The sequence below is a fragment of the Halopelagius fulvigenes genome, from assembly GCF_055398025.1.
The window spans coordinates 1-22,583 of the sequence record NZ_AP043841.1 but is presented as its reverse complement, the minus strand read 5'-3'; the positions used below and the strand labels follow the sequence as shown (position 1 = coordinate 22,583).

General features: G+C 64.3%; 32 protein-coding genes. 6 read left to right on the top strand and 26 right to left on the bottom strand.

The features are described 5' to 3' along the window. Positions 1-15: 15 nt before the first annotated feature. A complete protein-coding gene (locus ACZ522_RS00215) occupies positions 16-243 on the bottom strand; it encodes a hypothetical protein (RefSeq protein WP_379691885.1) in 228 nt (75 codons plus the stop codon). A gap of 202 nt (positions 244-445) precedes the next feature. Between ACZ522_RS00215 and ACZ522_RS00210 the strand changes: the two genes are divergently transcribed. From ACZ522_RS00210 to ACZ522_RS00195, 4 genes are all read left to right on the top strand, one after another. After that, positions 446-778 (top strand): DUF8118 domain-containing protein, encoded by a 333-nt coding sequence (locus tag ACZ522_RS00210; protein WP_379691886.1) that lies wholly within the window; start codon positions 446-448, stop codon positions 776-778. A 118-nt stretch (positions 779-896) separates the two neighbouring features. After that, a complete protein-coding gene (locus ACZ522_RS00205) occupies positions 897-1,583 on the top strand; it encodes a hypothetical protein (protein ID WP_379691887.1) in 687 nt (228 codons plus the stop codon). Then, positions 1,580-2,224 carry a zinc ribbon domain-containing protein gene (locus tag ACZ522_RS00200; protein ID WP_379691888.1) on the top strand — a complete coding sequence of 215 codons (645 nt, stop codon included), beginning with the start codon at positions 1,580-1,582 and terminating at the stop codon, positions 2,222-2,224. The genes ACZ522_RS00205 and ACZ522_RS00200 overlap by 4 nt, the downstream gene beginning before the upstream one ends. Beyond that, positions 2,221-2,439, top strand: a complete 219-nt coding sequence (locus ACZ522_RS00195) for an FmdB family zinc ribbon protein (protein ID WP_379691889.1) — start codon at positions 2,221-2,223, stop codon at positions 2,437-2,439. Before ACZ522_RS00200 ends, ACZ522_RS00195 begins: the two co-directional genes overlap by 4 nt. Before the next feature lie 79 nt (positions 2,440-2,518). Here ACZ522_RS00195 and ACZ522_RS00190 read toward each other — a convergent pair whose 3' ends face one another. Further along, entirely contained in the window at positions 2,519-3,148 is a 630-nt protein-coding gene (locus tag ACZ522_RS00190) for a hypothetical protein (protein WP_379691890.1), read from the bottom strand. Between the two features lie 101 nt (positions 3,149-3,249). Between ACZ522_RS00190 and ACZ522_RS00185 the strand changes: the two genes are divergently transcribed. Further along, complete coding sequence (locus ACZ522_RS00185; RefSeq protein WP_379691892.1) at positions 3,250-4,074, top strand: hypothetical protein; 825 nt, start codon at positions 3,250-3,252, stop codon at positions 4,072-4,074. A gap of 203 nt (positions 4,075-4,277) precedes the next feature. Here ACZ522_RS00185 and ACZ522_RS00180 read toward each other — a convergent pair whose 3' ends face one another. From ACZ522_RS00180 to ACZ522_RS00075, 22 genes are all read right to left on the bottom strand, one after another. Continuing rightward, a complete protein-coding gene (locus tag ACZ522_RS00180; protein ID WP_379691893.1) occupies positions 4,278-4,760 on the bottom strand; it encodes a hypothetical protein in 483 nt (160 codons plus the stop codon). A 56-nt stretch (positions 4,761-4,816) separates the two neighbouring features. After that, positions 4,817-7,882, bottom strand: a complete 3,066-nt coding sequence (locus ACZ522_RS00175; RefSeq protein ID WP_379691894.1) for a phage tail protein — start codon at positions 7,880-7,882, stop codon at positions 4,817-4,819. A 101-nt stretch (positions 7,883-7,983) separates the two neighbouring features. Beyond that, positions 7,984-8,862, bottom strand: coding sequence for a hypothetical protein (locus ACZ522_RS00170; protein WP_379691895.1), 879 nt, complete (start codon positions 8,860-8,862; stop codon positions 7,984-7,986). 125 nt (positions 8,863-8,987) lie between these two features. Beyond that, positions 8,988-9,356, bottom strand: coding sequence for a hypothetical protein (locus tag ACZ522_RS00165; protein ID WP_379691896.1), 369 nt, complete (start codon positions 9,354-9,356; stop codon positions 8,988-8,990). Then, positions 9,353-9,559 (bottom strand): hypothetical protein, encoded by a 207-nt coding sequence (locus tag ACZ522_RS00160; protein ID WP_379691898.1) that lies wholly within the window; start codon positions 9,557-9,559, stop codon positions 9,353-9,355. Before ACZ522_RS00160 ends, ACZ522_RS00165 begins: the two co-directional genes overlap by 4 nt. Beyond that, positions 9,556-9,801: a hypothetical protein gene (locus ACZ522_RS00155; protein WP_379691899.1), complete on the bottom strand. Its 246-nt coding sequence runs from the start codon at positions 9,799-9,801 to the stop codon at positions 9,556-9,558. The genes ACZ522_RS00160 and ACZ522_RS00155 overlap by 4 nt, the downstream gene beginning before the upstream one ends. Continuing rightward, positions 9,798-10,034 carry a hypothetical protein gene (locus tag ACZ522_RS00150; RefSeq protein ID WP_379691900.1) on the bottom strand — a complete coding sequence of 79 codons (237 nt, stop codon included), beginning with the start codon at positions 10,032-10,034 and terminating at the stop codon, positions 9,798-9,800. The genes ACZ522_RS00155 and ACZ522_RS00150 overlap by 4 nt, the downstream gene beginning before the upstream one ends. Continuing rightward, positions 10,031-10,201: a hypothetical protein gene (locus ACZ522_RS00145; RefSeq protein ID WP_379691901.1), complete on the bottom strand. Its 171-nt coding sequence runs from the start codon at positions 10,199-10,201 to the stop codon at positions 10,031-10,033. Before ACZ522_RS00145 ends, ACZ522_RS00150 begins: the two co-directional genes overlap by 4 nt. Then, positions 10,198-10,416 carry a hypothetical protein gene (locus ACZ522_RS00140; RefSeq protein ID WP_379691902.1) on the bottom strand — a complete coding sequence of 73 codons (219 nt, stop codon included), beginning with the start codon at positions 10,414-10,416 and terminating at the stop codon, positions 10,198-10,200. Before ACZ522_RS00140 ends, ACZ522_RS00145 begins: the two co-directional genes overlap by 4 nt. A 23-nt stretch (positions 10,417-10,439) precedes the next feature. Continuing rightward, positions 10,440-10,652, bottom strand: a complete 213-nt coding sequence (locus ACZ522_RS00135; RefSeq protein ID WP_379691903.1) for a hypothetical protein — start codon at positions 10,650-10,652, stop codon at positions 10,440-10,442. Continuing rightward, positions 10,649-11,068 (bottom strand): hypothetical protein, encoded by a 420-nt coding sequence (locus ACZ522_RS00130; RefSeq protein WP_379691904.1) that lies wholly within the window; start codon positions 11,066-11,068, stop codon positions 10,649-10,651. The genes ACZ522_RS00135 and ACZ522_RS00130 overlap by 4 nt, the downstream gene beginning before the upstream one ends. Before the next feature lie 35 nt (positions 11,069-11,103). Continuing rightward, complete coding sequence (locus ACZ522_RS00125) at positions 11,104-11,508, bottom strand: hypothetical protein (protein WP_379691905.1); 405 nt, start codon at positions 11,506-11,508, stop codon at positions 11,104-11,106. After that, the gene (locus ACZ522_RS00120; RefSeq protein WP_379691906.1) at positions 11,501-11,935 is read right to left on the bottom strand and encodes a hypothetical protein; all 435 of its coding nucleotides are present in this window, start codon (positions 11,933-11,935) and stop codon (positions 11,501-11,503) included. Before ACZ522_RS00120 ends, ACZ522_RS00125 begins: the two co-directional genes overlap by 8 nt. After that, complete coding sequence (locus tag ACZ522_RS00115; protein WP_379691907.1) at positions 11,932-12,837, bottom strand: hypothetical protein; 906 nt, start codon at positions 12,835-12,837, stop codon at positions 11,932-11,934. The genes ACZ522_RS00120 and ACZ522_RS00115 overlap by 4 nt, the downstream gene beginning before the upstream one ends. A 1-nt stretch (position 12,838) precedes the next feature. Beyond that, on the bottom strand, positions 12,839-13,138 hold the full coding sequence (locus tag ACZ522_RS00110) for a hypothetical protein (protein ID WP_379691908.1): 300 nt from the start codon (positions 13,136-13,138) through the stop codon (positions 12,839-12,841). A gap of 49 nt (positions 13,139-13,187) precedes the next feature. Continuing rightward, positions 13,188-13,466, bottom strand: coding sequence for a hypothetical protein (locus ACZ522_RS00105; protein WP_379691909.1), 279 nt, complete (start codon positions 13,464-13,466; stop codon positions 13,188-13,190). Beyond that, entirely contained in the window at positions 13,463-13,777 is a 315-nt protein-coding gene (locus ACZ522_RS00100; protein WP_379691910.1) for a hypothetical protein, read from the bottom strand. Before ACZ522_RS00100 ends, ACZ522_RS00105 begins: the two co-directional genes overlap by 4 nt. A 215-nt stretch (positions 13,778-13,992) precedes the next feature. Further along, positions 13,993-14,166 carry a hypothetical protein gene (locus tag ACZ522_RS00095; RefSeq protein WP_379691911.1) on the bottom strand — a complete coding sequence of 58 codons (174 nt, stop codon included), beginning with the start codon at positions 14,164-14,166 and terminating at the stop codon, positions 13,993-13,995. Between the two features lie 35 nt (positions 14,167-14,201). Beyond that, on the bottom strand, positions 14,202-14,438 hold the full coding sequence (locus ACZ522_RS00090; RefSeq protein ID WP_379691912.1) for a hypothetical protein: 237 nt from the start codon (positions 14,436-14,438) through the stop codon (positions 14,202-14,204). A 338-nt stretch (positions 14,439-14,776) separates the two neighbouring features. Further along, positions 14,777-15,070 (bottom strand): hypothetical protein, encoded by a 294-nt coding sequence (locus ACZ522_RS00085; RefSeq protein WP_379691913.1) that lies wholly within the window; start codon positions 15,068-15,070, stop codon positions 14,777-14,779. 383 nt (positions 15,071-15,453) lie between these two features. After that, a complete protein-coding gene (locus tag ACZ522_RS00080; protein WP_379691914.1) occupies positions 15,454-19,617 on the bottom strand; it encodes a hypothetical protein in 4,164 nt (1,387 codons plus the stop codon). 487 nt (positions 19,618-20,104) lie between these two features. Next, a complete protein-coding gene (locus ACZ522_RS00075) occupies positions 20,105-20,266 on the bottom strand; it encodes a hypothetical protein (protein WP_379691915.1) in 162 nt (53 codons plus the stop codon). A 103-nt stretch (positions 20,267-20,369) separates the two neighbouring features. On the opposite strand from ACZ522_RS00075, the gene ACZ522_RS00070 reads away from it, so the two are divergent. Next, a complete protein-coding gene (locus ACZ522_RS00070) occupies positions 20,370-20,969 on the top strand; it encodes a hypothetical protein (protein WP_379691916.1) in 600 nt (199 codons plus the stop codon). Between the two features lie 280 nt (positions 20,970-21,249). Here the strand turns inward: ACZ522_RS00070 and ACZ522_RS00065 are convergent, their stop codons facing one another. Then, positions 21,250-21,714 (bottom strand): hypothetical protein, encoded by a 465-nt coding sequence (locus ACZ522_RS00065; RefSeq protein ID WP_464391634.1) that lies wholly within the window; start codon positions 21,712-21,714, stop codon positions 21,250-21,252. Continuing rightward, complete coding sequence (locus ACZ522_RS00060; RefSeq protein WP_379691918.1) at positions 21,707-22,483, bottom strand: ParA family protein; 777 nt, start codon at positions 22,481-22,483, stop codon at positions 21,707-21,709. The genes ACZ522_RS00065 and ACZ522_RS00060 overlap by 8 nt, the downstream gene beginning before the upstream one ends. Positions 22,484-22,583: the final 100 nt, after the last annotated feature.

Genomic DNA, 22,583 nt, shown 5'->3' with positions numbered 1-22,583 from the left:
CTAAGTGACAGATGCTCACTCAGTGAGCCACCACACCGTGTTCCGCCCGCCGATTTGCTTACTCTCCAAATATCCGTCCTCCTTGAGCGTCTGAAGGCGGTTCAACGTCCCCCGGCGTTTGATAGGTACCTGTTCGGCCACCTCGGCGGTTGAGAGAACCGGCTCGTCGGACTCCCGAAACACGTTCAGGAGGTCCTCGTCAGTGACTCGGGGCTTCCGCCCGCCCTTGTTTGAATCAGGCATTGTCCCCTATACAGTGTTAATGCCCTAAAGGGTATTCCTTCTAAGGTCCGAACGCGGGATAATTTGCGAGCCACCCCTCTATGCCGGTAGGTTTATGGTTAATGCCCTCTAAGGTACTAACAAGGAAGGACGGTCCCCTGGGGCGTTTGGAAACGCCCGGCGCTTGGGACGCCGGACTGGCCTTCTGTGGAGCTGAAGACCAATGGAAACTACTGAAACGCAGAACCGAGAAAGCATCGTTCTTGAGACCGACCCCGACGCGCGCGACGTTCGCGCCGTCACCCAGTACCTCACGGTCCTCGACGACGTGACCGCGCCCGCGGACACGCCGTCCCCACTCGTCGCTGACGGAGGGGAGATTACCGTCGCCGAGGCCGACGAGATGCCCGCCGCCGGCCCCACGTTCACCTACCACCGCGAACCGACGGCCGCTGGCGGGGCGACGTATGTACGTTGCGAGGAATGTCACGCCGAAGCGGTCCCCGCCGACCCCGACCGCCTCACGCACCGCGCCGGCTGTTCGGCGCAGCACTAACCCGGCCGCCAGCGGGGGCTCTCTCCCCGCCTGCCCCGGACCGGGGGCGCACGCAGGCGGTCGGTTCGACGACGCCGTCGAGCGCCGGCTGTGGGGCGTCCCTACGGAGGCCGAGCACATGCCAGACACACCCACCAACCTGACCGAAGCAACGTACGCCCAACTCCGCGCCCTCGTCGAGACGCGCGACGACGCCGTCGGCGAACTCGCCGACACCATCCTCGCGTCGAGGACCGGCGAGAAGAGCGATAATCAGCAGACGACCCCGGGGGTTGACGCCCCGGAACCTGCCGACTCCGAACCCGAAAACATGACTGACGACACCACCGACGACGAGACGACGACCGAATCGCCAGAGATGCCCGCCGAACCGAACCCGTGGGAAGAGGTCGGCCCCGCCCTCGCGCACGACGACGTCATGGAGGCCCGCTTCACCCTCGAAGACGTCCTCCACGACGTCGAAGCCACGCTCCGGGCGGGCGACGCCCCGAGCGCCGACCAAGTCAACGCGCTCCGCGACGAACTCCACGCCCTCCAGGCGCTCACCGAACAGACGCTCGCCGTCGTCGCCGACGACACCGAACCGTGGGCGCGCGGGGTGAACCCGCAGGTCTCAATTGGCACGCTTCAGGACGCCGTCTCCTCGGGGTGTGCGATGGCTAACCCCACCGACGCCCTCGACGACGACGCATTGGCCGCCCTCGAAGCTGAGTTCGACGACGTCGAGGCGGGACTCTCGGCGGGCGTGCAACTGTGGGTTGGATTAGAGAACCCTGAAGAGATGATAGAGGAGATGGACCGATGAGTACCGACTCGACGAGAGCGGCCACTGCCGGCGTCGAGACGGCGTCGCCCCCCGTGACGCCCATCGGCATCGACGTCGGGGAGAAGACGCTCGTGGCGGCAGCGACGCCCGATATGGACACCCGCGATGTGTTCACCGTCGAGGGTCACGCCCCGGCGCAGGTGTTCGACTACCTCACGACGGCGGTCGGCGCACTCCAGAGTGCGGGGTTCGAGACCGAGGCCGGAGAGGCCCAACTCACCGCCGCCTTCTGGTACCGTCTCCGCGCGCAGCTCCTCGACACCGTCGCGCGGACGGTGGAGTGGGTGCGGACGCACCCGAATCCGGTTCTCGTCTTGGAGGACTTGGGACGCCACCACCGCCCGCTGTGGGAGATACGCGACGACGCCGAACAGGTCGGCGCGTGGTTACTCCCGCACCTCCAGATAGAGCTTGCCGACCGCGCCATCGACGCCGGCGTCCCCGTCGTGTACGTCGACCCCGACGGCACCTCTCTTGAGTGCCACCGCTGCGGGGAGCGCGGAGAGCGGAAGGGGAAGCGCCTTCGGTGTCTCAACCCCGACTGTGGCGTCGGCGGCGTTGACGCCGACCGGTCGGCGGCTATCACCATCGCCTCTCGCGGCGAGGAGCGCGGCCTATGACGGCGATAAGCTGCGAGCGGTGTAACACCCGCTTCGAGACGGACCGCACCGGGGCCACCGACGAGAGCGACACCACCCGCTGCCCCGCCTGCGGGGAAAAACACGACGTCCCGGTGACCGACGGGGGGAGCGGGCCAAACGAACCCTCGGCGACGGTCGAGGCCGACGGAACGACCGTCGAGATTCACGTCCACATCCACAAGCACGCCGAGTAGCCCGTCTCCGGCGCAAATACTCTTTTCCGGGATGGGTGATGCGGTTTTATTCAGACCCCTCCCGAACGACCGCCAGATGCTATTCGTGGCTCTCGTCGGGTAAGTTTCTACTCCCCCACTCCTGCAAGTGTGCCTGTTTCAGGGTGTGTCGTCGGAGTTCCCTGACCCGTTCTGGCGTCATTGAATAGACCTCGACGCCGTCTTCTCGCTCTCGGTCTGCGAAACCGTCCTCTACAAGTTCATCAAATAGGTCGGAGACTTTGGACGGGTCCAATTGATACTCGTGATTCGACTCGTACTGTTCTACGACACGGTCAGCACTCACTGGCGTGTCGGAGTTCCTATTCATCGAGTGGATGGTTGTTAGGATACCTATGTGAACAGGGGTGAGAAGACCGATTGGTTTCTCTCGCTTCGCTTCTCTGACCGAGTCTCCCGGTTGCCAGATCGTATCTTCAACGCCAAACAAGTGTTCCCCCTCGTCAAGGTACTCGTCCAAAACCTCGACGTTGGGGTCTTCTATCTCAATTCCAAGCTCCTCGCAGTGAGTCTGATGTTTCTCTAAAGCCGCGTCTTCGGATGCAGCGGTAGCTACGAATTCATTAAGTATAGGACCATCAAGGGGCACGTCATCGGGGTGTTTTGACCCTTTGATTGGGCCGCTAATGTAATAGTAGCGAGCCATAACGAGTGTAGTTGATGCTACCATTTCACACTGTCGAATCGCCAAACTACTAACCCGGAAAACGGCGGCGTACATGTACCTAAACCCTCAAAAACACTCATTGAGCAGTAGTACGTACGGTTAGTATGTCGGTTGCGAACACGTTTCAAAATCGTCTCGACGACGACGGTATCCCCGTCCGCGATGTGACCCTCGCCGATGACGGCGAACTGACCGTGACGACCATGGTTCACGACGAGAGCGGGGACCCTTGCGAGGACCTAATCCCGCGGACGGTCGTCTTCTTCTGGAAACTACACGATGTGGCGGGCGTCGGGCCGCTCACCCTCAACCTCGTCGACGAGGTCGAAGAGTGTGTGACTCTCTGCGAATGCACAACCGAATGGGCCGCCGCGGCCGTCGCGTCGAGTGAGAACCTCGGCGAACTCACCCCGACGAAGCGCGACGTCCTCGCCTCTATTCGCGCGGAGGCCGACGTGGTCGGATTCGACGAGGTCGACGTCCCGAACGACGCTGTAGACAAAGGGGCGCATAGAATGTCGGCCTCTGCCGCCACGGAGTTCCGCCGAGTTCTTGAAGGCGAAGGAGTCCCGGTTGAGAGCGCCGAGGTCGAAGAGTCGGGGAGACTCGTCGTTGTTCTCGACGCCGACGACGTCGTTGCCGCCTGCGAGGAGACGGGTGCTGACGGCGCTACACTGGCCGTCGCCGCGTACTGGAGCTTTCACCCCGGCACCGAACTCGGTCCGCTAGAAGTCCGGCTCCACGACGAGACGGGAGTGGCGGCGTCCTTCATCTGTCGTCGGGAGTGGGCCGAAGAGGTCGCCGAGGTCGAAGAGAGGACCGACGACCGAGGAGCTATCTGGAGGGCGAGGAGTGAGTGTCTCCAGCGAGTGTACGATACTGAGATTCAAGGAAATTGGACCGACGTCGTGAGCGCCCGCGGCGAGTGACCCCACCGCTTAGTCCAGTGACACGCATGGCTTTCCACGAGAGAAAGCATTAAGCGCGCAGATTGTATATTGTAAGGTATGCAAGATGTGAATTGGGAGAGCGAACGGGCCATGGCGCGCGACGTCGAAGAGAATCCAGAACTGTGCGCTGCTCTCGCCGTCGACCCGTTTGACGACGAAGACGACGACGCCGAGTAGTCCTTTTAGCAGTCCTCTTCCGGCAGTACATCCTCGAAGAAGCGACGCCACACTTCGAAGAGTTCGTCCTTCCGGTAGATTATGTCCATTGTGATTTGTTCCATCTCCCCGCGAACGCGGTGGGATTCGCGAGTCACGTCTTCGATTTTCTCTGTGGGCCACTCCCCGGGTTCAACCCCGTTCTCGCTGAGGATACGCCGGAGCATGAAGAAGGCCGTACGGTGATTCGCATCAGGGAAGAAGTGCCGACCGACAACGGCGTGCATCCAATGTGCGCACTGATCGGGGAGGGGTTCATCAAGAGGAAACTCACGAAGGACACGGCGGAGGTTGTGATTCCGCGTGCTCCAGATGTTTCGTCGGGTTGCTTGGTAGCTTCCGTACCCGTCGTACTCTATTTCCGTATCGTCGAGGAACCCAGTATTCCGGAGTTTGAAGTTCACCGGGCCGATTGCCGACAAATCCGTGATACGGGGACAGTCGGCCATATTCGAGAGTACACAGACGGGATGCTAAGGGTTACGACACCACGACTGCAAGTACCTTAGTTCATCGGCGACGTCCGCCGACGACTCTGGCGCTTCTCCTCTTCGAGAGCCTCGCGTACCGCCTCTTTGACGCGGGCCTTCTTTGCGTCGCCCTCGACGGTCACCTCGATATTGTTCACGTACTTATTCACCGTCGACGTCCCGGAGGACGCCGTCGACCCCGACGACGAGGATGAGGATGCGGACGAGGACTGGGGCGCGGTGGCAGGGACGTTCCCTTCGCCGAGGTAGCTCCCAACGCCACCGGCACCGCCGCCGGTCCCGGGTGACGACCCGCTGGTGTACGGGTTCGACCCCTCACCCTCGCCGTCGTCGCCTTGGTTGAGTTTGTACTTATCCAAGGACACCCCGCCCTGCTTGCCGACCGCGTCGTCGAGTCCTTTGATTATGTCGGCGACGGGGCCGAGGAAGTCTAACATCGCCTTTGCTCCGTCAATCACTTTGCCGGTGAACCAGTCAAACGCCCCTCCCACGGCGGCGAATAACCCGCCCATCGTGTCAAATGGGGTCAGTAAACTGACGGCGGCATTTCCGAGGCCGATGAGGACGTTAGATAGAATTTTTGCTATATTGGCAAGATACTCGACATATTCAATGACGAGGTTCACGCCGAGAGCGGCGGCGTTGAACAGGTCGTCCCACAGATTCAGAACTGACGCGAGTCCCACGCCAATTCCTATCAATAAGGTAACGGGATTGATTAGCCCGGCTAGCGTCCCGGCGAGAGAGACGGCCGCGGAGATGATGCCCCCGGAGAAGAGGCCACCGAGGACGCCGGAGAGGGCGGAGAACAGCCCGGAGAGCGCGCCCGCGACGCCCGATAGGACGCCGACGGCTTTCGTGACACCGGCGATGCCCACAACGAGTGTGCTGAATTGAGTGAGGACCGGTCCCATGACGTCCGCGATACCGCCGAAGACGTTCCCGAGGGTCTCGGCGAGCGGGACAAGCATATCGACGTACGGCAAGAGTCCCTTTAGCGCGTAACCCACCATTTCCAATCCGGGGAGGATGAGGGACAGGGCGGCTGTTCCGACCTCGGCCAACGCCGGCGCGAGGTCGAGGAACACACCGGCGACGTCCATGGCCATCGGGGCGAGTTGGGCGAACTCCTCCGTCGTGAACCGGATGAACCCCGGGATTGCTTGGAGCGCGCCGGTCGCGAGGGTTTCGAGCGTGGGGAGGACGGTGCGAATAGAGTCCTCCAACGCCGCGAACGCCTGCGGTTCGACGGCAGAGAAGGTGTCGCCGAGGGCGTTGGCGAACCCGTGCAACTCCCCGCTGAGCGACGTCGTCAGCGTGACAAAGTCTTCGAGGACGGTGAGCCCCGCCGACAGCGTCCCGGTGAACAGCGCCGCGTTGGCGTCGTTCTTGAGGGGCTCTAAAATCTGAGAGGCAGTGTCGCGCACCCTGCCCATGAACTCTTGCAGCCCCTCCATCGCCGTCGTCGCCTTCTCGCTCGACGCGGCGACCCGTTCGCCGATGGCCAAAGCGCCGCCGCCTAGAAGGCCCGCGAGGCCCGCGAGGGCCCCACCACCCCCCAGGATGCCGCCTGCCGCCGCTGAGGTTATACTGGCAATCCCAGCGGCGGCAGGACCGGCCAGCTTCGAGACGACACCCAGATTCGCTGCGAAGGGGCCCAGACGAGTCGAGACGCCCGACAGCGAACTCATCGCGCCTTGAAGGCCAGTCAACTCCAGAGCGGCACCCGAGGCCTCATCTCCGAGTTCATCTATACGCGACGCCAACGCGGTGACCGACCCGGAGGCGGCGACCGCCTCCCCGACGGTGTCTCCCATCTTCTCTTCGAGGGCTTCCAACTCGCCCGCCGTCGCGAGGGCTTCCGTCCCCGCGTCGTCGACGGCGGTTTCTAACGTCTCGACGCCCGACGCGCCTTGAATGCCGGCGTCAAGGAGGTCCTTCGCAGACTCAGAGAGGCCGTCAAGTTCGTCGGTCGACGCGCCAATGCGGGTGAGGCCGTCCGTGAGGCCGTCGAGGGAGTCGGCCGACTCAACCACCTCCCCGACCGCCCCGTCCATCTGGCCGAGCGCCTGCGTCGCGTCGAGGGCCTCTTCCCGGGCGGATTCGAGAGTGCCGACGAGGTCCCCCGCGTCGGTCGCGGCGGAGATACGGACATCGGGAAGCGATTCGAGCGATTGCCGCACCTCCGCGACGTCCCCGCGCAAACCTCCCGTGTTTGCCCCCAGTGAGAGGTCGGGGACCGACAGATTTGCAAACGTATCTTGAATCCGGGCGAGGGACCCCTCCGCGTCCGCTGTTTCCGCGGAGAGCCCCGCGGCGAGGTTTGGCCCGGAGAGGTTGCCGAGCGCCCCGCGGACCCTCGCGATGCCGCGCAGCGCCCCGTCTGTCTCGGCGTTGACGGTCAGCGTCTTACGAGACGGCAGTGAGGAGAGTGCCCCGCGGAGATTCGAGAGCGCGCCCATCCCGTCGGACTCGACGCCGACGCCGACACTCCGACGTCCGGGGAGCGAGGAGAGCGACCGGCGCACTTGGGAGAGCGCACCCGTACTCGCCGACGTCTCGACGTTTGCCGTCTGCGACGAGGGAGAGGGGAGACTCACCCCGCCCCCGTCGGGCGTGTTCATCGCGACGGAGGCGGCGACGGTGGTTCCCGCGACGGCCCCGGCGGCGGCTTGGAACGCGGAGAGGGAGCCCGTCGCCTCGTTGGCCTCGTCGGAGACGTTGTCGAGGGAGGTGGCGAGGGTGGTCGTCCCGGCGACGGCCTCGAAGGCACTCCCGGGGACGTTGTCGAGGGCCTCGTCGTACGTCGTGACGGCGGGCGTCCCCTTCGAGAACGACGAGGTCGCCTTCTCGATGGACTCATTCACCGACGCGAGAGACCCCGAGAGTTTTGCGAACGTCGAGTTTGCGTCACTGCTGGCATCCTCGACGGTGTCCATCGCGCTCGCCATCGCCGACATATCGACCGCCGCGGATTCGGCGGCGTCGGCGGCTGCATTCGTGGCTTTCGCCACGTTCTTCATCGCGCGCGAAATCGATTCTTCAGCAGTTAGCTTTGCGTTGAGAACTTCGTCAGCCATAGGAGAGAAAGGAAAGAGAGGGCCGGGACACCCCGGCCGGGAGGTCGAACAGCAGTTGCAGAGGTAGTCAGTCGGTCAATCCGCGGCGTCGGGTGCCGGGCTTACCCCATGACGCCCATGTTGATTTCGTCCTCCAGACCGAGTTCGCGGATGGCATTGCGGAGGAGGTCCCGGTCCGCGCAGGCGACCGCCCGGAAGACGTCGCTAAACCTACTGTGTTCTTCCACCGCGTCGACAACCTCCTCGACGTTGGTGCCGGTTTTGGGGAGTTCCCCCCACTTGCGGAGGTCCTCACCCGTCACGGAGTATTTCCTCGGCGGTGCCTCGCCCATAGTGGCCTGCGCGGACCAAATCCGCCGGATAGCCTGCCACCGTGGGACGCCCTCGCTGCCGTTGAGGACGCGCCCGGCGACGGGCGGGAGGTTCGGCGGGTTGTGAGAGTCCGCCCAGCGTGCGGCGGGTATCGTCGTCTGCGAACGGACGTATGCGAACCCGCTCGAAGAGAATGAGACGTCGTTGAATGTGACGGTGTATTCCGTACCCTCATCGGACGAGTAGGTCACGGCGACCACCTTCTCTGCGAGTTCGCGTACCTCTTCACCGACGACGTGGAGGTCGCCCTCAACGAAGAGGTCCCGAATCTCGTCCAGAACGTCGGCGAGTGCTGCGGCCGCCTCGTCCTCGGGGACAGAGGCGACGCCCGCGACGAGACGGGCCGCGGTCGTCGTGAAGTGGTCGCGGTCGACGCCGGCGTCGAAGAAGGCCTTACTAACGGTGTCTGCGTGAAGAGGAGTTCCGTCGGCGAGTACTTCGAGGTCGAACTGGTCCTCGCCGTTGGGGGTGAGCTCGACGACGACAGACGTCTCGGGGAGGTCGAGGTTGAATGTCAGCGGGGTGTGTCCTTCCGCGGGGAGGATAGTGAGATCGGCGGCGTCGGCGTCGACGTCGTCGAACACGTCGGCGGGGTCGGGGCAGGCCATTTCACTCGGCCTCCAGCGTCCGGGGTGCGTTGGTTTCGGTCTGTTCTGTGGAGTCGGAGAGAAAAATATCGTGAGTCATGGTTGATAGCAAACGGAATGAAGTACGAACAGTAGTCGGTGAGTCGTCAGTCGTCGAGGTCGGGACCGAGAGGGCCCTGATACTTCTCGGCGAAGGCATCGGGTGGGTCCCGTATTAGGAGCTCGAGGACGGTATCGGTCACCTCGTCGGGCATATAACTAAGCGCGAACGCCTCTGCCGGGGAGATGTGCGTGAAAGAGGGGTACCGCTCGATGATGGTGTCGTGGAGGTCCTGCACCTCTGACGTCCACTCCCGGTCCCGGCCGAAGAACTCCGGCGGGCGGCCGGCGTCCGTCCCCTCTTCGTCGAGCGCCTGAAACCACCGGTAGATATCTCGCCCGTCGAGTTTATCGGGGACGTCGGGTTCGAGCCCCTCGACGGCCTTCTCCAGCGACCGGCGTGTGCGTCGCGTCATTCGCCCACCGCCTCGCCGAGAGATTCGAAGATGGGAGAGAACTCGCGGAGTTCGCCCGTCTCGACGACGCGGACAACCCCCGCCTCTTCGTCGACCGACTCGAACTCGTAGGAGAGTAGTTCACACACGGTGAGCGGGGTGTATTCCTCCTCTTCGAGGTCTTCGATTTCGCGTTCGAGACGGCGGCGAGTGCGACGGGTCACGCCTCACCCCCGTCCTCGTTGACGGTGTCGGGCCACTGTCGCACGTAGGGGAGCGCGGCCGGGTCAACGACCGACTCGTCGCCGTCTCGAAGGAATCGGAGGGCACGCTCGGAGACCGGTTCTCCGTAGTACCGCACCATGTTTGCGTACATGAGTTCGGGGAGCGTGAGTAACTCCCCCTCGTCGGCTTCGAGGTCCTCGACAGCACGCTCCAGCGACCGGCGGGTCCGTCGGCGGGTCATGCTTCGTCCTCCCCGACTCCCGGGCAGTCGGACCACACAGACGGGTCTATCTCTGGGGAGCGTTTGACCTGCCCGTGGACACGCACTAACCCCGCCTCCCCGTCGACCGTCTCGAAGGCGTCGGCTTGCATCGCCGCGATAATCTCGGCGAGGTTGGTGTCGGGATAGTCCTCAGTGCCCTCCAGGTCCTCGACAGCACGCTCCAGCGACCGGCGCGTACGACGGCGGGTCACTCGTCGCCCTCCCTGTCCACGTCGTCCTCAGCGGCCTCTGCTTTCTCTCGTTCGTGCATCCGAACGAGGGCTTTGACGAGAGAACCCTTCTCCTCGTCCGCCCCCACTTCGTCCTCGAGCTCTTCGATTTCCTTCTCCAGTTCCCGGCGGGTGCGTCGGCGAGTCACTCCTCGGCCCCCCTCCGGTCGTTGGGAAGGTCGAAGGTCTCCCGCTCCACCGACCGCGTCCCGTCGGGGGAGTGCGAAACCCGGAGTTCGCGCGCTTGCCCGGCGCACTCACCGTCGGCGTCGACGAGGAACCCACGAATCGTTATCTCCGGCGGGGCGTCCGTCTCGTCGTCGCCCCCGTCGGCGGGGTCTAAATCCTCAATGGCACGCTCCAAACTCCGGCGCGTCCGTCGAGGGGTCACGACACCACCTCGTCGACCGGCGTCAGACCGTAGGTGTCCGTCAGCCACTCGCCGATGCCGTCCGGGGTCTCTCTCGCTGGGTCGAATGCGGCGTCGAGGGCATCCTTCTCATCGGGGGTGAGTGGCGGCGTCTCGACGACGTCGACGTCGTCAGCCTCATCCGCGAGGGCGTCAATTCGTCGTTCTAACTCCCGTTTCGTGCGTCTCATCGGTACTTCGCTCGGTTTTGCGTCTCGACGACTCTCTCAACGCGCTCCGCCAGCTCCTCCCAGTCCTTCCGCTCGGTCAGCCATTCTTCGCGGTCGCGAACAACCCGGGCGGCGGCAGCATATTCCTCCTCCTCAAGAAGGCCAGTGATACACCGGTCGAACACGCATTTCGCCGTCAAGGTGCGCCGTCGGCCGAGGTCCTCCTCGACGTGGTCCGCGAGGACGTCGATGTCGTGATTGATGTTCTGCCGGGAGGTGTCGAACTCCCGGGCCAACTCGGCCTGATTTAACGCCGCAGGGTGCCCCACCTCTTTGATACGGCGGAGGATTTCGGCACGTCGGGCCTGCCAACTGTAGTTTTCGGGCGATTCGTCTTCGGGAATGTCGAGGGTAGTGTAGTCTATTTCAGAGGACATTGTCAAATAGTGTTAAACGCAGGTGGGCGACGCAGTCACCCGCTGGCGGCTTCTCCACCAGTGGCGTCCGCGAACTCGGCGACGCCGGTGGGAGTGGAGACTCCCCACTCGGCGCGAAGGTGTGCGAGGTGTCGCTCCTGTTCGTTGACGGTGTCTCCCGAACGGAGGGCCTCCGCCTCCTCCTCGAACCCGTGTTCAAGAAGCGCGTCGTACATGCTCCTGATTCGGGCCTGCGAGGAGTTCTGGGCGGAGTCGTGTTCGGGGTCGAACTCTTTCACCTCGCGGGCGATACGTGTCTGTTCTGCGAGCGTCTCGGCCTGTCGTAGTTCGTTCGCGGCTTCGTCCTCCCCGCGAGCACGGAGACGTGTGTACGCCGAGTGTACGGTGGCCTGTCGGGACGAAACGACCGGGTCCGTCTCAGGGTCGAACCCGTCACTCATGGTCGTCTCCGAGTTCCGCGGTGAGCTCGGCGACGAGGGATTCTAACTCCCCGACGCGCTGTTCAAGGGAAAGGCCGGATTCGACGTAGTCGCCGGCGGGGTGGTCCTCGGAGACGGGGGCGACGGGGTCGGCCTCCCCGACGAGAGACTCCCCGCGCCGAGTGAGCTGCACCCGCCGCTCCCCGACGGCGCGGTCTTGGTAGGTCCGACTCCCGAGGGCCGCCCCGTCGTGTTTGACCGTTATCGCGGCCATGGTTTCGAGGACGTCGAGGTGGTGACTCAACGTCCGCGGCGGGAGGTCGGCGGCGTCACGGAGGACGTCGTCGTCGGCCACCCCACCGGCGTCGTCGATGGCTTCGAGGAGTGCGACCCGCGGGGGAGTGAGGTATGCGTGGGGGTCCGATTTGGGGGTCGGGGAGTCCGTCATTCGAGGTTCCCCCCTTCGGCGTCGACGTCGGCGAGTTCGTCGGCGACGTCGAGGGCCCGGACGGCGTGACGGAGAAGCTGCGTCTTCCCCCGCCCGATGCCCATAGCGCTTCGAACGTCGTGGAGGACGTCGGCGTTGGCGACGGCGTCCTCGAACTCCTCGACGCCGACGTCAATCTGGGGGAGTTCGCCCCATTCGCGGAGGTCCGCACCCGTAACCGGGATGCTCCCCGGCGGGGCTTCGCCGACGTCGGACATGCTCATCCAGACACGCCGAACCGCGCGCCACCGGTCGAGGGCCTTCTCCCCCTCGAAGGTGCGCCCCGTGACGGTATTCGAGAGCCCGGGAGTCGCGGTCGTGTCCGCCCACTCAACGGCCGGGATGGTGGTCTGCGTGCGGTCATATGAGAAGGTGCTCGGGTTGAATCGGGTGTCGGCGAACGTCACCACCCACTTCCGACCGTTGGGGGTATATGTGACGTCTGCCGTCCTGGAGACGACTTTGCGGGCGTGGTCGTCGAGGACGTGGAGTTCACCCGCGACAATCCGGTTTTGAACGTTTCCGAGGGCGGCGAGGAGGGCGGTGGCCGCCTCAGTCTCCGCCACCTCGGCGATGCCGCTGATGAGACGCGCGGCCGTCGTCACGAATCGCTGCCGGTGGGGGCCTTCGCTGAAGAAGGACCCGCCGACCGTCGCCGCGTGGAGGGGCGTCCCGTCGTGCGTCACCTCGACGCGGAACTGGTTGACGCCGTCGCGGCCGGAGAGGGCCACCTCAAATGCGTCGTCGGCCGGGAGCGAGAGGTCGAACGTAAGAGTTTCTGCGCCCGCGGTGTCGAGAATGACGATATCGTCCTCCCCGTCGTCGGGGACGGGAGAGTCGGTTGGGGAGGGGCTCGCCGCCATCTTACTCCATCCCCAAGAACGCAGCTTTTTCACTGCCGACGTTCCGCCCGGCGTCCTCGTCAACGGCTTCGAGGATGTGCTGGAGAGTCTCTGCGTTCTGTTTGATGAGCGCCGCCGTGCGGTCGGCGTCGGAGAGGGATTTCTGCGTCGAGGGCGACGGCGAAGGGGAGTCGAACCCGAGGAAAGAAGCCTTCTTGGCGTCCGTCTGTCGGGTGGGGTCGTCGACGTCGAGGGCGTCGGCAAGAGCGGCCAGACGCTCAGAGTTCTGTTCGGCGAGTTCGTGAAGAGTGGTTTCAGACATGGAGTAGGAGAGTGTTCAGGGAGGTTGGCGGGCGATTCGAGGGCGTCCGTTACCCGGTCGTCGGCGGGGCGTGCATCTCGCAGAACCGGCGGAAGTACACCGCGAGGGAGTCGAACCCGTCGGCGGCGTCGAGGTACACTGTGGGGTCGTCGACCAGCGTTGAGTCGGACTCGGCCATGAGAGTGGCGACGTCCCACTCCCACTCAATCCGTTCGCGACGGAGGCGAGCGGCCTCCGCTTCGAGGGTCTCGCGGTCGGGGTCATGGATGGCCGCGAGACGGCGCTCGGCGGGGGACTCGGCGGTCGGGGAGTGCGACGACGGGGTCATGGGTTCGCGGAGAGGTCTTCGAGGTCGGTTCGCTGGAGAAGGTCCGTGAACTCGAACCGCTCGACGAGGTCGTCTTCGTCGAGGAACGTCACGCCGGCGTCGACGAGGAGGGCGGCGAACTCGCGGTGAGCGGCTTCGAGCTGGGCGGTCTGTGCGTTGAGGTTGGCCTGGAGGGCGTCGCGTTCCGCGCGGAGGGCTTCGAGGTCCGATTCGAGAGCATCGCGCTCTGCGCGGGTCTCGGCCAGCTCTGCTTCGAGGTCGGCGACGGACGAATCGGCGTCCGTCTCGGGGTCAGGGTCGGAGTCAGTCATGGGTTGTGGTGTGTGTGGGGTCGGTGGGGGTGGTGTGTGTACGAAAACCCCGCGCCCCGAAGAGGGGCGTCAACGTACGCGACCGGGGAATGCCCCGGTCACGGGAAGATGAGTCGCGCGGACCGCGGACCGACAGAGAGAGAAGACCCCGAAGAGCGACAGAAGACGAACTCAGTTGCCTCGCCCCGGTATGTACGAGGGTCATCGGCAGGGGGTCACTCACCGCCGGTGAGTTCCAAGAGCGCCTCCTCCAGGTCGTCGTCGAGGTCGGCGAGGGTGTCACACCGGAGGTCGAACTCCCGGACGGCGCGCGCTTGGGCTTCGGTCAGCTCGACGTCGGCAGGGGTGGCGTCTCCACCCGCCGGCGCGTCGGCGAGGTTGTCTATCATACGCGAGAGCTCTCGTCGGGTTCTACGTGGCATAATTAGGCGGTGGAGAAGAGTCGGGAGCGGTCGCGAGGAATGCGCCGGACGATGAGTTCGTCCGTGGCGTCCGCGGCCGCCCAATCGACGTCAAGTTCGACGAGGCCGTCGTTCGCAAGCTCGCGGAGGACGTCATTCGCGGTCCGAACCGGGCAGTTCATCGTCCGAGCGACGTGCCCCGACGTCGTCACTTCCCCGGGAGTGAGCGTGTCGAGAACATCGGCGCGGGCGATCATCATTCCGTGTCGAGACCGAGTTCGCGGCGGATAACGTCGTCGTACGAGTCCCCGCGTTCTTTCCGAGCGTGTAGTTCATCCGCCGTACGTTCGCGGAGTTGAATCGTGGTCGTCGAACTGGTGGTGCTGCTCATTGTATTCAAAACCGGCCCTCCGGTGCCTCTCCAGGTGTTTTTACCGGTGGGTGGGGGTGGGGTGGGGAGGATGGTCTGAAGAGACGGAAGTCTAAGGAGAGGCGTCCCCGGCGGCCAATACGGCCCCGAGGAGACCGGAGGGCTCTATCTGTGTGCTACGTAGCCGAGGCCTATAACTCTGTTGGTTTTGAGTACCTTACAGAGAAGTTATGGCGGGGTGAGTGCCGCGGCGAGGGCCTCGGAGATTACCTCGACACCCTCACCCGACCGGCGCTCGTCGCATGCGGTCCAAATTGCCTCTTCGCCGGCCTCGGCGTCGACGTCGAATCCGTGGTCCGCGAGATGATAGAACGTCGCCAGCGCGTCGAGGGCGTTAGTGTAGTGCTTCAGAAGTTCGTCCTTTGAGCGGCACCGGTCCGGGGCCGGGCCGTCGAGAGACGCGCGTTCACCGCACGTCTCGCGGTCGCAATATCGGCGGCGGCCGGATTCGACCCACGTCACTCCCGCCTGTTCGTCCGGGGTCGGACACGCCGGCGAGGGACGGAGAGGAGACAGGCACCACGCACACAGTGCGTCGTATCGGAGGGCCCGGAGCAGCTCCTCAACGGCCGCGGGAGAGGTGTCGGACTCGGTGAGGTGCTTGCGGGCCGTGTGGGGAGTTCGGAAGTCGGTACGGTCGGGGAGAGAGGTATCAGTCGTCATAGGAGAGGACGGGGCATCGGCCGGTGTTTGTGTGGTACGTTTTGTCACACACACGGCGTGTGCGGGGGTAGAATCCAGAACCTCGCCCGCGTCGGGGTCATCGGGTTGGGGACTGGCGGTCGGGAGAGAGCCGTCGCTTCGAGGGTGGGGCGAACTCGGTGTCTCAAACGGGGACATTGAGGTCAGTCCGCGCCATGTGGCACCGGACCACCTCCGTCCAAGCGGTCGCACCGGTCCCCGGAGAGTCCGAACACGTCGCGCGCCCACTCCAGCCAGTCGAGTGTACGGGGTGAATCGGCCAGTTTCGCCCGTAAGCGGCGCTGTGCTTCTACTTTGAAACTGCCGTTACCGTGTAGAACTGATAACGCCGATTTCAAAGTAGAGATTTCGGCAGCGTAGACACGTCCACGCCGCTGTTCGTACGCTCCAGCGTTGAGGAGTCCTATCTCTTCGAGGTCGTTGACCCAGCTCGACACCGTCCGGTAGGTGACGTCCATCCCGCAGAGCGTCGCGAGTCGGTGGAACCCGCGCTTATTGTACGTCACGGCGTCGCCGTCACGGTTGATGAGCGTCTCCGCGCGGAACCCGTCGATGTCGCCCTCGCCGTCGAGGACGCGCCGGACGTGGCCGAGTAGGTCAAGCGCGCCGTCGGCGACCGGGAGCATCGCCCGGAGGGGGTCGGCGAGTTCGTCGAACCCGACGAGCTCGTCGACGGGGAGTGCCGTGGGGACGTTGGTGAGGAGGTAGACGTGCTTCGTCTCCTCGGCGAGGACGGGGCGGAGACGGTGGACACACTGTTCAATCTCGTCCTCGCGGGCCGCCCGGAACAGGTCCCCGGCAAGTCCGGTGTACTCTTTCGTCTTGATTTGTCGCCCGCGGCCGTCGTCGTCGGTATAGATGTACCTCCGGGCGTGAGCGTCGGCGGCCTCGTCGCGCGTTGAGTGCTCTTCTCCCCCGGCGTCGAGTTCGGGGTCGTCCATCGCGAGGAGTTCGGCGTCACGGCGGAGGTCGTCCATGTTCGGGTGCGGCGCACCGACACAGACGACGGCGTCGTAGTCCGCTCGGTTTAGCCCGCGAGTGGCGTGATAATGCATCCAATCGACGTTCTGCGCGGTGTCGAAGAACTGCCGGATGTTCTGCTTTCCGATGGCGAGGACTTTGTCGTGAACCCGCGCGGCGGTGTCGAGAGTCGACTGTATTCGACCGGCGACCGGCCCGCGCCCCTTCTCGGCACTCTTCCAAATCGTGTTGTAATGGTACTGACCCGTCGTGACCTGCGTAACGCGCATATTCGCCTCTACCGGGTCGTCTCCGGTGACGACGGGGTCCTTGCCGTAGAGTCCGCGGACGGCGCGGGGCGTCGGCGTCGCGTTGAGGATGAGCGGCTTCTCGGGAAGGTCGCTCTTCAGCGGGACGGTGCGAGCTTTGAGAGCGACCGGGGCGTCGGACGAGTTCGTTTCTATCCACGCTTTCGCCCGGCCTCGCGCGGGGTCATGCGGGAGGATGGTGTCGTGCTTTTCGTGCCATCCACACTCCTCACAAGCTCGTGCGCCGTTGTGGAGGTCAGTTCTCGACGAACACCGTGGGCAGTGCGACAGAGAGAGGGGAGCGGCGATGGCTTCCCGCGTCGCCTTACCCGGGAGTCCCGCGGCGATGGCGGCCGCGAGGACGGCGTCGAAGCAGAGCGGCGTCCCGTCCCACTCATCGTCCTTCATGTCGCCGATGATGTTCTCGCTGTACTCGACTTTGAGACGGGCCAGCGTCTCTCCTTTGAGCGTCTCCTTGACGCCGTAGTCACCGGTCCCGTCGGACACCATCCGTTCGTCCCACTCCACGGCGGGAGCGTCGAGCGCGGCGAGAGTGTCCGGCGTCTCCGGGTTCGTGATAACGTCGACGACGTCGCGAGTGAACCTCGCGAAGGCGCGGAAGTTCTCGCCCTGGTCCCCGGTGAACACGCCGGCGAGGTGGTCAAGTCGGTTCCCCGCCCGGACGAGGTCCTCAACCTCTATATGGCGGTCGGTCGACGGCGTCCCTGCCTCTTCGTCGACGATGCAGATTCGTCCGTCGCGGACCGTCTTGAGCATCTGGTACTCTTTCACTCCGACGATGCGGTCCTCGCTCTCTATCTCGGAGAACTGCTGTAGCCACTCGCACTCCTCGCCGTCGTGCGGGTCGACAATCTGGTGGGCCTTGACCGGCCCCACCTCCCGTTTGATGGCTTCGTACTGTCGTCGGTCGGCGTGGTCCCTGGGGAGGTCGTGTACCGGACACATGGACGGGCAGTTCGACCCGTGGCCGTGTGTTGGGCATTCCTCGTCGGCGTGATCGGCGTCCATACATGTCCCCTCTCGCTTCTGCGGGCCGCCGCGGAGGTGATAGTACCCGTCCGGGGTGGCTGAGTCCTGCTGGAACTCTCGGGCCTTTTCGTGGAGGTCGAAGAACACGACGTGCTCAAGGTCACGGACGGCCGCGGCGCGGGCGGCATTCGTCGTCTTCCCCGACCCAGCAGTGTCGCCCCATATCATCGGCGCGTCGCCGTCGAGGAACTCGTCGAACCGGTGTCCCGCGAACTCGTCCCACCGTTGCTCCCGGTCGAAGGGTTTGGGGTCGTACTCCGGCGGGTCGCACACCTCGGGTTCGGGCGGGCCTTCGTCGTCGGCGGGTTCGTACTCGGGAATGTCGAATCCGAGGTTGCGGAGGTGTTCGACGCCGCGCGCCCAGTCCTCGCCATCGGCGATGTCGCCGCGCGTCCAGCTCTCCTCGGCGATGAGGGCCATTTCGACGGCGGTCCCGTGGTGGCCGTTTGCCGTATCCACCCACGTCCCGCGGTCGGTGTTGATGTAGTTCGCGTTCCCGCTGTTCACCTCGCCCGCCCAAATGGGGACGAATGCGCGTTTCCCTGCGCCAGAGCGGTCGGTGAGCCCTGATTCGCGGTCAGTCCACTGCCGGACGATGGTTTTCTCGGCGACCCTCTCAACGTCGAGGGCGTCGATGGCGGCGTAAATGTCGCGGAGTGTCGTCGCCGTCTCGCGCTCGCCGTCGTCTCCGGTCGCCCGCTCCCGACGTTGGCGGGCGAGTGCGTCCTGTCGAGCTTCCCTCTCGCGCTCGCGGGTAAGCCATGCGTCGAGCGCGTCGGTCCACGTCTCGACGTCCTCCGCGTCGTACTCGTCGGCCCAGAGCGTCTCGACGACCGACTCGACGGCGTCGGCGTGGCGGGTGTCGGTGAAGTCCTCGCCCCACGCCCGGCAGTCGTCGATGAGGCCGTCGTCGACGTCGTCGAGCGGGACGAAATCGTAGGTGGGCGTCCGGGCGTCGAGCGGGTGTACCACGCCGTCAATTCGCTTGTGAATGGAGAGCGGGGCCTTGTACTGCCGGTTCTTGTTATTCACACAGTCGGCGTCGAACACGCCTTCGACGGCAGGGACGTCCTCGCGGACGGTGTCCGCCACGTCCCCTAACCACTCGTTGAGCCGTGTCCGGTACTCTCCGAAAATCCGCCCGAGGGCGTCACGGTCGTCGGCGTATCGCTCGGCAATCGGGGCCGTCGACGCCGGCGCTCCAAAGACGTACGCGCCGCCCACGGAGTCGAGAGCAAAGACGTGTTCGTATCCTCCCATCAAGTCGGCGAACGCGGCCGTGTAGCGTGCAAGGGCGTCCTCGACGGCGTCGTGCGTCGCGTCCGGCAGGGGGCGCTCTTTATGGTCGCCTTCGAGGTCAATGTCGGCGAATGGGGCGAATCCCGTAATATCGGCGTACTCGGGAAGGGGGTTCTCGCCTCCCTCCCATTCTTTGCCCCCCTCGCCGCGGGTGAACCGTTGTTCGTCGAGGAGCGCGTCGGTGTAGTTCGTGAGTGCGTACAACGACCGCCCGCCGGTACTCGCGTCCGCGCCGGTGACTATCTCACTGTAGTCGCGTGCCAGCGTCTTCGCGCGCCCGTAGCCGTCGAACCCCGCTTCGAGGTCCTCAATAGACGTCGCGGGGCGTGTCGTGTACCATCCACTGTTCCCCGCGAACGCGCCCGTCGGTGCTCCCTCGTCGCCGAGTTGCGCCAGCGCGTCGAGAGCGGGTTTTGCCCGGCGGTAGTGTACTCGGACGTCCCTGTCGTCGGGAGTGGGCGTCTCGGTCGTGGGGTCGTCCTCCCCCGCCGCGAGACGGACGTGGTCGACGTCGACCGCTTCGAGGGTGTCGGTCGCGTCGAGTGCGGCCTTCACCTCTCGGTCGCTGTAGCCGTGCGAGCGGGCCGTCTCTCGGAGTTCGTCGATGGGGACGGGGTCGTCGTCGTCGAGGTGGAGGAACCCGCGCGTGTCACGGAGGAGTCCCTCCCAGTCGAGGTCCGGGGAGCTCACGAAGACACCCCCAGCGTCCCCTTCCGGTGATAGCGACAGAGGACTCGGTCCCCCTGCCCGTCGATGGTGACACGTTGAAGCCCCGTGTCACGTCTACACCCTAACACGCCACATCCGTCGGCGTGGAGAGCGTCGCCGGAGTCGTCGATTATTTCGCCGTCGTTGTAGTCGTTCAGTTTTGTCGTGGTGGTTTGCATATAACCGCTCTAGGCCCGTTAACGCGGGCGAGACGGCGATGCGGAAAAGCAGACGGGCGGTATCCGACAGACATAAAGCCCGGTATCACGAAATGATACATGGACGTTTGGTGTCCGCCTGCTGGGAGGTGTTGTAGCACCTCTTCCACATGCGCAATCGATTGAAAGTCGATGCAACCATAATTTTCCAAACACGCCGCAACCGGGGATATTCCCTGCCAGGAGAGCCCCCCGGCGGCGTGTTCGACCTGTCCTCCGGAGCCTTGCCCATACAGTTCACCTTCTAGGACTTAAGGCCCGCGGGGCGCGTCCGCCTCCCGCGTAGACTCGTACATCTCCACGACCTCGGTCAGAAATTCGTCGAAGGAGAGAGACTCGTACGGCTTGACTTCTTTGAGCCGTGCGAGCGTATCGGGGCGGACGGCAATAGTTGACCAGTCACGTTCGGCCATAGCTGTTCACGTGGAGTAAAGGACGGGGTATAGTTAAATGTACCGAAACGCGGAACCTACACCGGCACTGTTTTGACCCGCCGTTGTGAACAGCAGTAACGTCATGGGCAACGGGAGACCACGGGGGATTCTCACCCCCCACCGACGCGATTACCTGCGAGGAGAGACCGACATTGAGCCCCAGTCGAATACCGAGCGTGCGATTCGGTCCGACATTCGAGAGAATCTGAAAAACTCGCTTCTCGACTTCCCGATTCTTCTCTATCACCTCCGCGAGGATGATATGAGACAGGTCATTCGGGACGACGACGTCGTCGAGAACCGCTGGCCGATCCGACACACGATTCCGCACCTTCTCGGGTTTGCCTACTGGGCAACGCTCCAGAACCCCGGGGGAGAGGGAATGGAGGACGTCCGTCTCCTCGAAACGATGCTCGAAGAGGGGGTTCGGATGGCGGTGGGGCAAGTTGGAGCTCCGGGGGAGTACACGAAGAACGTCGAGGTCGACATTACGGTCGAACTCGCCGACGAGAGGGCAGAGTACACCGGAGACAACCTCTTCGAGCTCCCGCGCGACGCCCTTCTCCCGTTGCTCCTCGAAGGCGAAATTACAGAGCTTGAATACGCGAACGCGATTCAACGCTTCGAGGACGAGGAAGACGAGGAGGGGCAGGAAGAACCCGACGACGTCGACGAGGAGTGACCCCCGCCGGCGTCCTTGCGGCGTCTATGGGGTTGTTCCGAGGAATGAGAGTCAATGGGGACGCCCGCCGCCGAGGGGACCGTCCGCGGTCTTAACCAACGGGAGGAGAGGAGACACCCTCGGCGTTGGTTAAGGAATCCACGCATGGGCGTTGTTTCCAATGACGCCCCGACCGCCGCGCGTGGGCCCGACTCCCCCGCCTCCCGCGCGCCCAGAAGTTAACTCTTCTTTACCCCCCGGAGTGGAGCTGTCGGGCGATTCGGGGGACTAATAGTTCACCCTACTCCGGCGGGTCGTCGAGGAGGTCGTCGTCTTCGAGACGGTCGCGTATCTCGTCGTCGTCCATCTCTTCGAGTGCTTCGAGACCGAGGCGGAGGACGAGTGGCCGGTAATGGCGGTTCTTCTGTAGCGGCGTCCCCTCCAGCTTGTACGGGCGGTTGACCTCGTCGAACGTCACGCCCATCAGGTTCACCAGCTTCGTCGGGAGGTACATATTCACGTTCGTCTTCTCCTCGTCGCCGCGAAGCCCTCCGCTCTCTGATTCTTCTGACGCCTCTGACGTCTCCGTCGTTTCTGACGTTTCTGACGCTTCTGATGAATCCGCTTCGTCGGCCGATTCGCCCTGTTCTGTTTCAGACGTTTCTGACGTCTCTGATGCTTCTGATGTTTCCGACGTCCGAGAGAGACGCCCTCGGAGCGCGTCACCGCGGAGCTTCCGCTTCTCGTCGCCATTGTCCTCACTCATCGTTGAGGCCCTCCAGGTACGCCGCGACGTCGTCGTAGACGCCGGTCATGTCGCACTCCTCCGGGTGGGCGAAGATACTTACACCGTTGTTCCACGCCCGCTGTAGGGCGACCCTCTTGCGGACCTCGAACACCGGGACACCTTCGCCAAGGACGTCGTCGAACCACTCAAGCATCTTCTCGGCTTCCGAGTCCGTGGTGACCTCGTTTGCGACGAGGGCGACCGGGTGGATTGAAACGTCGAACGTCTCGGCGAGTATCTCTATCTGGTCGAAGAGGATTTCGAGGGCGCGGATGGCGGTTGTCCGTGTGGGCGCAGGGATGAGGACGCGGCGGCACGCCAAGAGTGCATTATCGACGAGGGGGCCGAGGTTCGGCGGGCAGTCGACGATGACGAAATCGTACTCGTGTTCCAAGGAATCGAACGCCATCGACAGTCGCTCCTCCCGACGGCGGGCCGTCGTGAGTTCGCCCTCGAGCTTGAACATCTGGACGTGCGCGGGGACGACGTCGAACTCCTCGTGGTGGCGGATGAGCTCGGGGAAGCGGTCGGTCTCGGCGATATCAATGAGGACGTCGTACAGTGACAGCGCCTCGGTGTCATACTCGTCTTCGTAGCCGAGGCCTTCGGTGGCGTGCCCCTGCGGGTCGGCGTCGACGAGGAGGACCCCGTGGCCACGCTCGGCGAGTGCGCCGGCGACGTTGATGGCGGTCGTCGTCTTACCAGCGCCGCCCTTCTGGTTCGAGACGGCGATTCGTGTTTGAGACATCTCTGACGTCTCCATCGTTTCTGACGTTTCATATAAGTTTGTCAGACAATGAGGCGAGGTTCACTGGAAACGGTGGGGTGTGGCCACTTGCCCTTAAGGG